Here is a 14,143-nt window from a genome sequence, read left to right on the forward strand (position 1 = left end):
GGTGGAGTCATAATGCAGTGCATCCAATCTTTCGCGAGGTTTTGATGTCTGCCACTGCTTCGTCCGTCTGGAGGCGACTGCGCCGCGTGCTGCTCAGCCTGCCGGTGCTCATTGTGGCGGGCCTGTTCGTGTTTTACGTGGCTTTTGGCTACCTTGCGGTCGGACCGCTGGCCGAGCATTACATCCCCAAGCTGGCGCACTCGCAGCTCGGCAGCCGGGCCACGGTGGGCAAGGTGGCGTTCGACCCCCTGCACCTGAATCTCACCGTGGATCAGCTGCAACTGAGCACGCCGCAAGGGGCGCCGCTGGCGGGGTTTGGCAAGCTGTTCGTCGATTTCGCCCCGGTCAGCCTGTTTCGCTGGGCGTGGACGTTTCATCAAATCCGCGTCGATCAGCCGCAGGTGAATGTGGCCATTGCGCAAGGCGGCGCGATGAACTGGGACGCTCTGGTGCGCGCCCTGCAGCGCGGCCCCAAACCGGCCAAACCTTCCGACGCCCTCCCGCGCGTGGTGATCGAGCAGTTGCAGATCGCAGGCGGCACGCTGCGCTACGCCGATGCCAACCGCCCCCATCCCTATGCCACGCAGTTGACGCCTTTGAACGTGCAGATCAACGATCTGTCCACTCTGCCCAAGGCGCGCGGGCAATACGCCATCAGTCTGGTGCTGCCCGAGCAGAAGGCCACGCTGCGCTGGAAGGGCTATGTGGGCGTTAATCCGCTGGTGTCCGGCGGGCAGGCGGAACTCACCGGGCTCGACCTGGCGGCCGCGGCGCGGGCCGTGCCGAATCTATCGAGCACCTTGCAGATCACCTCGGGCACGGCGTCGATTCATGCGGCCTACAGCGCGGTGCAGGGGCAGCAAGGCTGGCTGTGGGCGATCAATGACCTCGGCGCGCAAATTCAGACCTTGGCCGCGCGGGCGGGCACCGCCGCCGTGCAGTGGCAAAACCTGAAACTGGATCGTGCAAAAATCGACGGCGCCAAACGCACCGTGTCGATGCAGTCTTTGTCGCTGGACGGATTGAGCGCCGCCTCAGGCCGCGATCAGCTGCAGTTCCACACCGCGCAACTGCAAGGTGCACAGCTCGACTGGGGTCGGCAGCACGCAGGTTTCGGGCCGCTGCGCGTGCAAGACATCAGCGGGCAGATCGGCCAGGCCGCACTGCAGGCGGGTAGCCTGCAGACGCAGCCGGGCACGGTCGATCTGGCCCAGCGCACCCTGCAACTGCCGCAAATCACCCTGCAGAACAGCCAGTTGCGCGCAGAGGCTGCGCAAGCGACTCCGTGGCTGTCGCTGCCCTTGCTGCAGGTCGATGCGGTGCAGGCCGATCTGGCCCAGCACCGCGTGCAACTCGGCGCCGTCCAGCTCGACGCGGCGCGTGTTCAACTCAAACGTCTGGCGAACGGGCAGATCGATTTGTTGCAGGCCTTAGGCGCCTCCAAGGCGTCGAAGCCGACCCGCCCGCCCGCTTCAGCTCCCACTTCAGTGCCTGCATTAGCAGCTCAGCCCGCTGTTCAGCCCGCCTCCGCCTGGACTCTGGAAGTGCAGCGCGTCGCCACCCGGGTGCGGGCGCTGGATTACACCGACCAGAGCTTCAAGGCGCCGCTGCAACTGCAGCTCAGCGACCTCAACATGAACTCCGCGGCCAAGGTGGTGCTGCCTGCGGGCAGCCCGGCGCAGGTTCAGGCCAAAGACCTGCAACTGCAACTCGGCGCGATGCAGCTCGACAGCGCCCGCCAAGCGCTGGCGCGGTGGAAAAGCCTGCAACTCGGCTCCAGCGAAATCAGTCTGCCCGCCTCCGGCGTGGCCCATATTCGCGCCGGAGCCCTGCAAGTGGACGGCTTCAATACCGAGGTGACTCTGGCGCAGAACGGCCTGAACTGGGCGCAGGCCTTTGTGCCCGCGTCCGCTACTCCTTCCTCCGCAGCGCCTCCACCTGCCGCACGAAACCCGGCCGCCAAGCCGCCCGATCTGCAACTCAAAAGCCTTGTTCTGCGCGACTTCTCGGCTCAGGTCGAAGATCGCCAGACTTCCGCGCCCATTCGGCTGGATGTGGTGCAGGGCCAGGCCAGCGCCCGCAACCTCAGCCTGGATTTGCGCAAACCCGTTGCGCTGCAAGTGCGCTTCGCGCTCAAGCAGGGCGGGCAGTTCAGCGCCCGCGGTCAAGTGGCCCCGCAGCCGCTGTCCGGTTCGCTGCAGGTGCAACTTCAGCAGCTTGCGCTCACCCCCTACGGCAGTCTGCTGGCGCCTTATGTGCGGCTGCTGCTCACCAGCGGAACCGCCTCGGCCGACGGCACGGTGAAGCTGGGCAAGGGCCAGGGCAGCGTGCCGGAGGTGAGCTATGACGGCCGTGCGCAGATCGACAACCTCGCGCTGGTCGAGCCCGAAGGGCGCACGCCGTTTCTAGGCTGGCGCAAGCTGGCGGCCACCGGGCTGAGCGTCGATAGCGCGCCGCTGTCGGTCAGCATCAACGCGTTGCAGGCGGTGGAGCCCTATGGTCGCATCGTCATCAACCCCGACCGCACGCTCAATGTGCAGGCCATCCTGCTCACGCGCAAACCCGCCCAGAGCCCGCCGCCTGCCGCTGTGGGCAACAGTGCGGAAAAACCCTTGCCGCTGGCGCTGCGCATCGACCGCACCGCCATCGAAAATGCCGATGTCGACTTCACCGATCAGTCCATCAAGCCCGACTTCCGGGTGCGCATGCAAAAGCTCTCCGGGGTGATCAACGGTCTGTCAGACGCGCCCGATAGCAGTGCTCAGATCGAACTCGACGGCCAGGTCAACGACTACGGTTCGGCCAAGGTGCGGGGGCAGTTGCAGCCCTTTCGCGCCACCCAGAACACCGACGTCACGCTGGATTTCCGCAACCTGAACATGGCCTCGGTTTCGCCCTACTCGGGCAAGTTTGCCGGGCGCACCATCGAATCGGGGCGGCTCGATGCCAAGCTGCAGTACAAGATCGTCAAGGCGCAGATGCAGGGCAACAACCAGTTCACCATCACCCGCCTCAAGCTGGGCCCGCATGTCGACAGTCCCGGCGCGATGAACCTGCCGCTCGATCTGGCCATCGCCGTGCTGGAAAACAGCGACGGCGTGATCGACATCGACCTGCCGGTGCATGGCGACCTGAACAACCCCAAGTTCAGCTACGGCGGCATCATCTGGCAGGCCATCGTCAACGTGCTGACCAAAATCGTCACCGCGCCGTTCCGCGCGCTGGGCTCACTGTTCGGCGGCGGGGGCGAGCAAACGTCGCAGAACGTGGCTTTCGCCCCCGGCAGCGCAGTGCTGGCGCCGCCCGAGCGTGAAAAGCTGCTGCAGATCAGCGAGGCGCTGCGCAAGCGGCCGCGGCTGGAATTGCAGGTGCCGCCCACGCTCGATGTCGCGCGCGATACCGCCGCGCTGCAGCAGGCCGCGGTGCGCCGTCAGGTGCTGCTCAAGCTGGGCGTGACCGTGCCGCCCGATGTCAGCCCGGGCCCGCTCGATCTGGGCAATGCCCGCACCCGCAATGCCATCACCGCGCTCTACCTCGACCAGCACCCGACTAGCGCGCTCGACGCGCTGAAAAAATCGCTGCCCAAAACCGATCAGCCGGAGCAGGCTTTGCTGCACGCCATCCTGGCGCAGTTGGCCAAGGCGGTAGTGATTCCCCAATCGGCTCTCGATGCGCTGGCTCAGGCACGGGCCAAGGCCGTGGTCACAGCGCTGACCACCGGCCCCAAGGCCTTGCCTGCGACGCGGGTGCAGATGGGGACTGCGATCAAGGCCGCAGAAGAGACGGCGGGCAAGACGGCAGACAAGGGTAGCGAGAAAGACCTGGAAAAGGACGTGGTGCTCACGCTCGGTTTGGCTTCGGGTCAGGCCACTGCAAGCGCACCAGCCGCTGTGCCGACCACAGCGCCGACCACAGCGCCAACAACGGCACCGCAAGCGCCCGCTGCTGCGTCTGCTGCTTCTGCCGCCGCCGCTCAGGGCAAGTAAGTCACTGGCCGCATGGCGAGAAAACGCTCCAGCGCGGGGGGGCGATAGTCGGGCAGGGTGGAGTGTCGGCTGAGGGTGGAGGTATGCACGCCCTCGTGACCGGCGGGGTTGGCCTGTCCCGGCTGGCGTTCGCGCTGGCCCAGCAGGCGGTAGAACAGCGTCAGGGTGTCGCCCATTTGCGCGGCGGGGTCGCCATGCGGGGGAAGCAGGGCCGGGTCGAGCGCCAGACCGCAGCGTTGCGCCCGGTCGGCCATCCATAGCAGCGCACCGTCAGAAAGGCCGGTGAGCGTTTGCCCTCCGCCCACATCGCCATGCACGCCCGGAAACCAGGCCTGCTCCACCACCTGATCGGTGGCGTGGCTTTGCTTCTGCCAAAGCGTCGGCACGAAAGGCTTGCGGCGCTCGTCCAGCGCCAGTGCCTGATAGCCGTAGCGCACATGGCTGCTCAGCGCCACGTCGTGAAACTCGTACAGAGGTTTAGTCCAGAAGCGCAGCGGGGTGACGGGTATGCCCAGGGCGCCCACCGTATCCCAGACGCCGATGAGTTCGATGGGCGCGTCCGGCCAGGCGTAGGCCTCGCGAAAGGAGACGGATTGCGGCGCGTTGGGGTGGCTGTCGGGCGAACGGTCGCGATAGAGCGCGTAGGCCTCGCCGACGCGGCCGACATGCTGCGGACGCAGGATGCCGCAATTGCGAATCAGCCCGCCCACGCTGCGCACCGTGTACGCGCCGCGGCTGTAACCGAATAGAAAGATCTGGTCGCCCGGGTGATAGTTCTGCACCAGAAACAGGTAAAGCTCGCGGATATTGGCCGAGATCCCCAGGCCAAACGCGCCCCCGGTGATTTTGTCCCACAGGCCGCCCTGTTCGCCCAGACCTTTTTGGTAGAACACCACCTGATCGATGCCATGACTGTCTTGCGGCGCGACGGCGACCGAGAGCTTGACCACATTGGTCGGCGTGGGCGCGTTACCGTCGTTCTGGTCGGGCTTGCTCCAGGTGCCGTCGGCGAACAGGGCGATGCGTTTCATGTGAGGAATCCGCAGAGGTGTTACGTTTTTTCACGTTTGGACTTTGCGAATGATGGGGCGCCCCGTGCGGCTTGCCCACCCCCAAACCCGGTGTCGCGCAGGGCTTCGATTCGGGGGGATAGACTGGCGCCGAATGACCGCATTCGCTTCAGCCATGACCCATCGCCTTCCCATCGCCTCGGCAGAACAAACGCCCCCCGCGCCAGAGACGCAGTCCGCAGTGGATGGCGCGATTACTTCGCGCCGTTCCATCCGCCGCTTTCTGCCCACGCCAGTGCCGCGCGAAACGCTTGAGGCCATCCTGCAAGTGGCCGCGCGCGCGCCGTCGGGCACCAACACCCAGCCCTGGCAAGTGCATGTGCTCACGGGCGCGGCGCTGGCGCGGCTGTCCGCTCGCATCCTGGCGGCGTATGACGATCCGGCACAGGCCGCGCAGCACACCGAGGAATACGCCTATTACCCGCGCGAATGGCGTTCGCCCTACATCGACCGCCGCCGCAAGGTCGGCTGGGACTTGTACGGCCTGCTGGGCATCGCCAAGGGCGACAAGCCCGCCATGCACGCCCAACATGGTCGCAACTTCCGGTTTTTCGACGCGCCGGTCGGACTGATTTTCACCATCGACCGGGTGATGGAGCAGGGCAGCTGGCTCGACTACGGCATGTTTTTGCAGAACATCATGGTGGCGGCGCGCGGTCGTGGCCTCGACACCTGCCCGCAGGCCGCGTTCACCCAGTTTCACCGCCTCATCGAAGACGAATTGAAGCTCGACGCCTCAACGCAGCAAGTCGTCTGCGGCATGTCGCTGGGCTGGGCCGATCCTGCGGCCATCGAAAACACCCTGGTCACCGAGCGCGCGCCGGTGGCTGAATTCACCCAGTTCCACGACGCATGAACGCGCTGGCCTTCATCGGCGAAACCCGCATTGCCCAAGCCGTGCAGGAGGGCAAGCTCGACAACCTGCCCGGCGCCGGACGCCCGCTCGATCTCACCGTGCGCGACGGCGCGCTCGAAGCCCAGGCACGTCCGAGCGCCCCCAGGGCCGGGCTACGCCCAGCCCGCCCCCCGTGGGGGTCAAGGAAACTTGGGGCGGCCCTGCGTTTCCTTGCTCGCCTCCAACTGCTCGACCGGGCGCGCCGCGTGCGCACCGACGCCGCGCAAGACCAGCGCGAACGCGCCGTGCTGCGCCTGCTTTGGGCCAAGGCGCTGTCACGCCAGCGCCGCAACTCGTCTAGGGCCTGTTAACGCTATTTATGCACCCGCGTTGCCCCCAGACGGGGAGGGATGCAAGGCGGAGGTGCGAGGCAAGGCTGGTCGCCTTGCTTCGCACTGACAACGCCGCAGACGCCCCGCCTGGGGGCAACCCTTCGGGCCGGGGATCTGGGCGGCGCACTGCCACGTTGCAGTCCGCTTGTGGTGCAATACACCACGGCGCGGCCTGCGCCTCGCATTGCCTCCGCCCAGACCCCCGGCGCGGGGGCATAAATAGCGTTAACAGGCCCTAACCCATGATCATCGAATCCCTGCTCGACACCGACCTCTACAAGTTCACCATGATGCAGGTGGTGCTGCATCACTTTCCCGGCGCCCAGGTGGAGTACCGCTTCAAATGCCGCACGCCCGGGGTCGATCTGGTGTCGCGGCTGGGCGAGATCAACGCCGAACTCGACGCCCTCTGCACCCTGCAATTCAAACCCGACGAACTCGACTACCTGCGCAGCCTGCGTTTCATCAAGAGCGATTTTGTCGATTTCCTTGCGCTGTTCCGCCTCAACCGCCAGCGCATCCGCGCCACACCCGCTGCCGACCCGGCTGCACGCGAACGCGGCGAGATCGACATCGCCATTCAAGGCCCCTGGCTGCACACCATTCTGTTCGAAGTGCCGGTGCTCGCCATCGTCAGCGAGGTGTACGCCCGCCACGCCCATGCCGATGCCGACCAGCACGCGGGCCTGGCGCGTCTTGCCGACAAGATTGCCTTGCTCCATACCCCGGAGCTGCAAGACTGCCGCATCGCCGACTACGGCACCCGCCGCCGCTACTCGCGGCGCTGGCAGGCCCAGGTGCTCGGGCGGCTGCATAGCGGCCTCGGCCCCCAGCTTGCAGGAACCAGCAATGTGCTGCTCGCCAAAGATATGGGCCTTACCCCGCTGGGCACCATGGCGCACGAATACCTGCAGGCCTGCCAGGCGCTGGGCCCGCGCCTGCGCGACACCCAGGTGTTCGCCTTCGAGACGTGGGCCAAGGAATACCGCGGCGACCTGGGCATCGCCCTGGCCGATGTGTATGGTCTGCAAGCCTTCCTGCGCGACTTCGATCTGTATTTCTGCAAGCTGTTCGACGGCGCCCGGCACGACTCGGGCGATCCCTTCTCCTGGGGCGAACAGATGATTGCGCACTATGCCAAGCACCGCGTCGATCCCCGCACCAAGACCCTGGTGTTCAGCGACATGCTCACCATTCCCAAGGTCATCGCGCTTTACCGGCAGTTTCACCAGCGCGTCGGCCTGGCCTTCGGCATCGGCACCAACCTCATGCACGACCTCGGCTTTGAAGCGCCGCAGATGGTGCTCAAAATGACCCGCTGCAACGGCCAGCCCGTCGCCAAGGTCAGCGACGCGCCGGGCAAGAATATGTGCGACGACCCGGCGTATCTGGCCTATCTACGTGAAGTCTTCCAGATCCCCGCCGACCAACTGGTCGAGCATGATGGGGAAGACGGGTGACTCCAGTTAAAGACTTCGCTTGGGTGCGGTGTTTTATTCGTCTGCGATAAAGCTGCCGATGGTCTGCGCAAGGTGCGGATTACTCTTGGTCAGAATCAATCCGTAGATCACCGACAGCGCCAAGACAGCGAGGGCGACGTAGGGGAAGAGGTTGAATGGTTCCGGCTGTCCGGGCTCCACCAGTCCCCACAAGGGCATCAGCATCAGCAAGGTTCCCAGAATCGGCAGAATGAGATGTTTGGTCAACTGGAATTCCGCGCGGTGGTGTTTTCGCATGTAGACCGGCAAGGCGAGGTTGGTAATCAGGTAAGTGAGGATGATGGGAATCGTCCCCAGTGTGGCGGCATAGCCGAACAGATCCACGGGTTTGATGTGCCTGCCGTTGACCGCAACAATCAACACGGCAATGGCGATGAAGGTCCACATGGCGATATGGGGCGTTTGGTGTTTTTGGTGGACGCGCCCGAAAAATTTGGGCAGCAAGCCTTCGCGCCCCGAATTGAACAGAATGCGCGCTTGAGAGTTGGTCAGCCCGATCAAAGATGAAAAGATGCTGCTGATGCCCGCGAGATAGGCCACGATGAGCAGTGCAGCGGCAGAGGCTTTGAGCGCATCGACAAAGGGGATTGATGACGCACTGATGGCTTTTACGTTGTGATGAAAGCCGATCTCGGTGGCATAGGCCAGAAATGCATAGAGTGCTCCGATGGCCAAAGTGGCAGAGCGCAATGCTCGCGGAACATTGCTCCGGGGATCTTTTGTTTCCTCGGCCAGCATGGCCGAGTTTTCCCAGCCGATGAATAGATAGATGGCCAAAGGGAAACCCAGGCTGAGGCCCTTGAAGCCGCCGGCAAGTTGCGACCATGAAAACGGCGACAGGTTGATCCACTGCGCGTTTTTAACCAGCATGATGACGGCGCCAATCAGCAGCAAGACAAGCTCGAAATAGAAGAACCCCGCCGCCCACCTCGTCGATAAACCGATACCTCTGGACACTAGGAACCCAACGATGAGCGCTGATGCGACGCTCAGAATTTGCCAGGGCACATTGATGCCGAGAAAAGTCTGCAAGGTGTCATGCGCCCAACCGCCGGAAATCACAACAACGGCAGATGCCCCGATGACATAGCCGAACACGACAAAAACCGACGCCGCAGCACCCGCAACGGGACCGAAGCCCATGCCGATAAAAGTGACAAACGACCCGGCGCTGGGCCGGTACTTCGAGAACTCGGCCAGCGTATTTGTGAGGAAGAGCACGACCACCATTGCGGCGATGATGGTTAGCGGCGCCGCCACGCCTGCACCCTGAACAATGGTGCCGAATCCGAAATAGAAACTCATGGCTGGCGCGATATTGGCCAGCGTGGATGCCACGATTTGCGGCAGACCCAGCGCATTGCGCTGTAATCGTGAGCCTTGTTGGTGTGGGGTATGCATAGTGTCTCCGAGACGATTTTTTTGTGATAGGCGACGCTGAGCATAGAAACCCGTCACATGACAGTCGGTCAGTATTGGTAACAAACTGTCTGTTGGAGTTAACGACAGGGGCAAGCGCGGGGTTGGCCTCCTAGAATCTTCCGCATGAATACCGACACCGCCCGCGCCGCGATCCTGGCGCAGATTCGTGCCCGTCAGGGGCGACCGGCCGCGCTGCATGACATCGAGGCGGCCGATGCCGAGGTCGATATCGGCCGCCATGTGCGTGGGCCGCAGCCGACGATTGCCGACCGCATAGCGGGTTTCACCACGCAGGCGCTGGCGCTGCAGACCAGCGTGGCCCGCGTGACCAGCGCGCAGGACGTGCCGCCCGCGGTGGCGGCTTATCTGCGCGAGCAGGCCATGGGTATGCAGGGCGTGGCCTGGGAAACTCTGGCCGATCTGCCCTGGGTCGACGCGGGCGTGACCCTGGAGTTCCGTCCGCCGCGCGATGAAGACAAGCTCGGCATCACCGGCTGCTTTTGCGCGGTGGCCGAGACCGGCTCGCTGGTGCTGGCGAGTTCGCCCGCCACGCCGTCGTCCACCCATCTGCTGCCGCAAACGCATATCGCCATCGTGCCGGCCAGTCGCATCGTGGCTGCGCTGGAAGATGCCTACGCGCTGCTCAGGGCCGAACTGGGCGAATTGCCGCGGGCGCTGTCCACCGTGTCCGGGCCGTCGCGCACGGGTGATATCGAGCAAACCATCGTGCTCGGTGCGCATGGGCCGTACCGCGTGCATGTGGTGATCGTCGATGCGGCGTGAGACCCGTGCTGCGGCCACGGTGCTGCTGAGCCTGCTGCCAGGTCTGGCATCGGCCGCCACCGTCCAGACCGTCCCCGACCCGGCGACGCTCAGCCTTTGGTGGGGGCTGCCCTTCGCGGCCATGTTGTTGTCCATCGCGCTCATGCCCTTGTTTGCAGCGAAGGTGTGGCATCACCATCAGGGCAAGATCGCGGCGGGCTGGGCTGCGCTGTTTCTCATCCCCTTTGCCATCAGTTTCGGCGTGCAGGCCACTTGGAGCGCTGCGCTGCACACCCTGCTGCACGAGTACCTGCCCTTCGTCATTCTGCTCACCGCGCTCTACACGGTGAGCGGCGGTATCGCGGTGCGCGGCAATCTGCACGGCAGCCCGGCGCAGAACACCCTGCTGCTGGCCATCGGCACGGTGCTGGCCAGCGTCATGGGCACCACCGGGGCGGCCATGCTGATGGTGCGTCCGGTCATCCGCGCCAACGATGGCCGTAGGCACAACGCGCATGTGCTGGTGTTTTTCATCTTTCTGGTGGCCAATGCCGGCGGTGCGCTCACCCCGCTGGGTGATCCGCCGCTGTTTCTCGGCTTTCTCAAGGGCGTGGATTTTTTCTGGACGCTCAAGCACCTGCTGGCCCCCACGGCTTTGCTCTGCGCCCTGCTGTTGGCCGTGTTTTATGCGCTCGACCGCTGGTTCTGGAGCAAGGAGGCCGAGCGTCCGGCCATCGACCCCACGCCCGACAGCCCGCTGGGCATCATTGGCGCGTGGAATGTGCTGTGGCTGGTGGTCATCGTCATCGCGGTGCTGCACAGCGGCCTTTGGAAACCGGGCATCACCGTGACGATACTCGGCCAGAGTCTCGATCTGCAGAACCTCACGCGCGACGCAGCGCTCGTCCTCGTGGCGCTGTTGTCGCTGGCCACCACGCCATGGCAGGCGCGGCATGAAAACCAGTTCACCTGGGGGCCGATGATCGAGGTGGGCAAGCTGTTTCTCGGCATTTTTCTCACCATCATTCCGGTCATCGCCATCCTGCGGGCGGGCAGCGGCGGAGCGCTGGCCGGGCTGGTCTCGCTTACTTCCGATGCGCAGGGTCAGCCCATCGCGGCCGCGTACTTCTGGCTCACCGGGGCGCTGTCGTCCTTTCTCGACAACGCGCCGACCTATCTGGTGTTTTTCAATCTGGCGGGGGGCGACGCGGCGCAGCTCATGGCCCACGCCACCACCCTCATGGCGATTTCGGCCGGGGCGGTGTTCATGGGCGCGGTCACCTATATCGGCAACGCGCCCAACTTCATGGTCAAAGCCATCGCCGAGCATCGCGGCGTGCGCATGCCCTCGTTCTTTGGCTATATAGGTTGGTCGCTGGCCGTTCTGATGCCGTGCTTTCTTCTCCTGACCGTGGTGTTTTTCCGATGAGCAATCTTGTTGCTGATGGCCCGCTGCGCGTGCTCGTGGCGCGTGCCGTGTTTCCCGACGTTATCGAACCGCTGCGCGCCGTGGCCGAGGTCGAAACCACGCCCGATGACGCCATCGCCACGCCTGAGACGCTGCGCCAGCGCCTGGCCGACAAGCACGGCGCCTTCATCACCGGCAGCGAGCGCATCGACGCCGCCTTGCTCGACGCCTGCCCGCAGCTCAAGGTCGTGAGCACCATGACCGTGGGCGTCGATCACATCGATCTGGCCGCTTGCGCCGAGCGCGGTGTGACCGTCACCCACGCGCCCGACGTGCTCACCGAAACCACCGCCGATTTCGGCTTCACCCTGCTGTTGGCTGCGGCCCGGCAGGTGGGCGACGCGGAGCGCTATCTGCGCGCGGGGCAGTGGAAAAAATGGAGTGTCGATCTGTTCGCCGGTGCGGATGTGCATGGCGCCACGCTGGGCATCGTCGGCATGGGACGCATCGGCCAGGCCATTGCGCGGCGTGCGGCGCATGGCTTCAATATGCGCGTGCTCTATCACAACCGCAAACGGCTGGCCACGCACATCGAAGACGAACTGCGCGCCAGTTATCGCGAGTTGCCCGAGTTGCTGCGCGAAAGTCGGCATGTGCTGCTGGCGCTGCCTTACAGCCCCGCCGCCTATCACCTCATCGGTGCGACCGAGCTGGCGCAGATGCAGCCCGGCGCCACGCTGGTCAACATCGCCCGCGGCGGCGTGGTGGACGAAACCGCGCTCGCCCACGCCCTGCTCAGCGGCCATCTGGGTGCCGCCGGGCTGGATGTGTTTGAGGGCGAGCCCGCCGTCAACCCCGCGCTGCTGGCCGCGCCGCGTCTGGTGCTCACGCCGCATATCGCCAGCAGCAGCATTCCCACCCGCCGCGCCATGGCGCAACTCGCGGTGGACAACCTTGTCGCGGTGCTGCAAGGCCAACCGCCCATCACGCCCGTTACGGGTTGAACTTGCATGTCTCTTGAACTGGTGTTGCTCCTCCTCGTTGCGCTGTTGTTGCTCATGCTGCTGGGCATGGCCTGGGCGCTGCTGTCGCGTCTGCGCGGTCTGGCCGAACTACGCCGCGAAATCGGCGCAGAACTGGCCCCGCAGATGGAGCGTCTGGAGCGCGAACTGCGCGGCGCGGTGCAGAACAGCAGCCAGAGCCTGCGCACCGAGCAGGCCGGGCAACTGGCGCAATTCCAGCAAATGCTGCTCAACCAGCAGGGCGAGAGCACGCGCACGCAAAACGCCCAGCTCGACGCCGTCAACCTGCAACTGCAAAGCCTGCAAAAATCGGTGGGCGACACCCTGGTGCAGCAGGTCGGCCATCTCACCCAGACCAACACTCAAAGCCTGCAATCGTTGCAGGCCCAACTCATCGAGCGCCTCGACGCCTTGCGCAAGGCCACCGACCAGCGCTTGATCGAAGCGCGCCAGAGCGCCGAGCAGGGCCAGACTGCCATGCGCGAGTCCACCGAGTTGCGCCTCACCGAGCTGCGCCAGTCCACCGACAAGAACCTGAACGAAATGCGCGGCACGGTGGAACTGCGCCTGCGCGAGCTGCAGGCCGACAACGAGAAAAAACTCGAACAGATGCGCGCCACCGTGGACGAAAAACTCCACGCCACCCTGGAGCAGCGGCTGGGCGAGAGCTTCAAGCAAGTCGCCGAGCGGCTGGAACTGGTGCACCGTGGCCTGGGCGAAATGCAGACCCTGGCGCAAGGCGTGGGCGATCTGCAGCGGGTGTTCACCAATGTGAAATCGCGCGGGGTGTTCGGCGAAATTCAACTGGCCGGCCTGATCGAGCAGGTGTTCACCCCCGAGCAATACGGCGTCAACGTGGAAACCGTACCCGGCAGCAACGCCCGGGTGGAATACGCCATTCGCCTGCCGGGCAAGGGCGAAGGCCCGGTCTGGCTGCCGATCGACGCCAAGTTTCCGCGCGAAGACTATGAGCGCCTGCTCGACGCGCAGGACCGCGCCGACAAGGCCGAGGCCGAAGCCGCTTCCAAGGCGCTGGAACTGCGGCTGCGCGACGAGGCTAAGACCATCCAGAGCAAATACATTGCTGCCCCGCACACCAGCGACTTCGGCATTCTGTTCCTGCCCACCGAGGGCCTGTATGCCGAGGCGCTGCGGCGGCCGGGTCTGGTCGAGGCGCTGCAGCGCGAGCACCGTGTGATGCTCGCCGGGCCGACCACCCTGCTGGCCCTGCTCAACAGCCTGCACATGGGTTTTCGCACCCTGGCGCTGGAGCAACGCTCCACCGAGGTGTGGAAAGTGCTTGGTGCGGTGAAAACAGAATTCACCAAATTCGGCGATGTTCTTGCAAAAACGCGCAAGAAGCTCGACGAAGCGAGCAATACCATCGGCCAGGCGGAAACCCGTACCCGCGCCATGACGCGCCAGCTCAAGCAGGTGGAAGCGCTGCCGGTCGATCAGACGCAAACCCTGCTGGGTTTGACCGAGGTCGACACCGACGATCACGAAGACGCGGTATAAACCTAGGAGTCTGTCGGACTTGAGGATCGCGGGCTGCAAAAAGGCTGTGCGGCGTCCTTCGGCGGCGGATTTGCCGCCCCATAGCTGCGGCTATGGGGCGGCAAATCCGCCGCCACAGGGCATCCCCATCGCCATTTTTCGCCATCCGCGCCCCAAGCCCGACAGACTCCCAGCATCGATTTTTCGCGCCGCAGGCATTCCGCCGTGCGGCCTTTGCGTTTTTAGGCTC

At 64.8% G+C, this 14,143-nt stretch carries 10 protein-coding genes; 8 read left to right on the plus strand and 2 right to left on the minus strand.

The window, feature by feature from the left end; genetic code table 11:
- The first annotated feature begins 44 nt into the window (after positions 1-44).
- Entirely contained in the window at positions 45-3,986 is a 3,942-nt protein-coding gene (locus BIO17B3_RS12820) for a DUF748 domain-containing protein (protein ID WP_156054312.1), read from the plus strand.
- Here the strand turns inward: BIO17B3_RS12820 and BIO17B3_RS12825 are convergent.
- Positions 3,974-5,017, minus strand: a complete 1,044-nt coding sequence (locus BIO17B3_RS12825; protein ID WP_156054313.1) for a DUF2235 domain-containing protein — start codon at positions 5,015-5,017, stop codon at positions 3,974-3,976. The two genes, BIO17B3_RS12820 and BIO17B3_RS12825, sit on opposite strands and share 13 nt — an antisense overlap.
- 154 nt (positions 5,018-5,171) lie before the next feature.
- Here BIO17B3_RS12825 and BIO17B3_RS12830 point away from each other — a divergent pair, with 154 nt between their 5' ends.
- From BIO17B3_RS12830 to pncB, 3 genes are all read left to right on the plus strand, one after another.
- The gene (locus BIO17B3_RS12830; protein ID WP_156054314.1) at positions 5,172-5,912 is read left to right on the plus strand and encodes a nitroreductase; all 741 of its coding nucleotides are present in this window, start codon (positions 5,172-5,174) and stop codon (positions 5,910-5,912) included.
- Positions 5,909-6,262, plus strand: coding sequence for a DnaJ family domain-containing protein (locus BIO17B3_RS12835; RefSeq protein ID WP_156054315.1), 354 nt, complete (start codon positions 5,909-5,911; stop codon positions 6,260-6,262). The genes BIO17B3_RS12830 and BIO17B3_RS12835 overlap by 4 nt, the downstream gene beginning before the upstream one ends.
- Before the next feature lie 263 nt (positions 6,263-6,525).
- Positions 6,526-7,743 carry a nicotinate phosphoribosyltransferase gene (gene pncB, locus BIO17B3_RS12840; RefSeq protein ID WP_156054316.1) on the plus strand — a complete coding sequence of 406 codons (1,218 nt, stop codon included), beginning with the start codon at positions 6,526-6,528 and terminating at the stop codon, positions 7,741-7,743.
- Between the two features lie 33 nt (positions 7,744-7,776).
- Here pncB and BIO17B3_RS12845 read toward each other — a convergent pair whose 3' ends face one another.
- Positions 7,777-9,183: an APC family permease gene (locus tag BIO17B3_RS12845; protein ID WP_156054317.1), complete on the minus strand. Its 1,407-nt coding sequence runs from the start codon at positions 9,181-9,183 to the stop codon at positions 7,777-7,779.
- Between the two features lie 144 nt (positions 9,184-9,327).
- Between BIO17B3_RS12845 and BIO17B3_RS12850 the strand changes: the two genes are divergently transcribed.
- Genes BIO17B3_RS12850 through rmuC form a run of 4 tightly spaced genes read left to right on the plus strand, consistent with a single transcriptional unit; the run spans position 9,328 to position 13,914 of the window.
- Positions 9,328-9,987, plus strand: coding sequence for a lactate utilization protein C (locus BIO17B3_RS12850; RefSeq protein ID WP_156054318.1), 660 nt, complete (start codon positions 9,328-9,330; stop codon positions 9,985-9,987).
- Positions 9,977-11,395 (plus strand): sodium:proton antiporter, encoded by a 1,419-nt coding sequence (locus BIO17B3_RS12855; RefSeq protein ID WP_156054319.1) that lies wholly within the window; start codon positions 9,977-9,979, stop codon positions 11,393-11,395. The genes BIO17B3_RS12850 and BIO17B3_RS12855 overlap by 11 nt, the downstream gene beginning before the upstream one ends.
- Entirely contained in the window at positions 11,392-12,378 is a 987-nt protein-coding gene (locus BIO17B3_RS12860; RefSeq protein WP_156054320.1) for a D-glycerate dehydrogenase, read from the plus strand. Before BIO17B3_RS12855 ends, BIO17B3_RS12860 begins: the two co-directional genes overlap by 4 nt.
- Positions 12,379-12,384: 6 nt before the next feature.
- The gene (rmuC, locus tag BIO17B3_RS12865; protein WP_156054321.1) at positions 12,385-13,914 is read left to right on the plus strand and encodes a DNA recombination protein RmuC; all 1,530 of its coding nucleotides are present in this window, start codon (positions 12,385-12,387) and stop codon (positions 13,912-13,914) included.
- The last annotated feature ends 229 nt before the right edge of the window (positions 13,915-14,143 follow it).

Origin of the sequence: Thiomonas sp. OC7 (assembly GCF_900634595.1) — a bacterium.
In the GTDB taxonomy this organism is placed as follows: Bacteria; Pseudomonadota; Gammaproteobacteria; order Burkholderiales; family Burkholderiaceae_C; genus Thiomonas; species Thiomonas arsenitoxydans.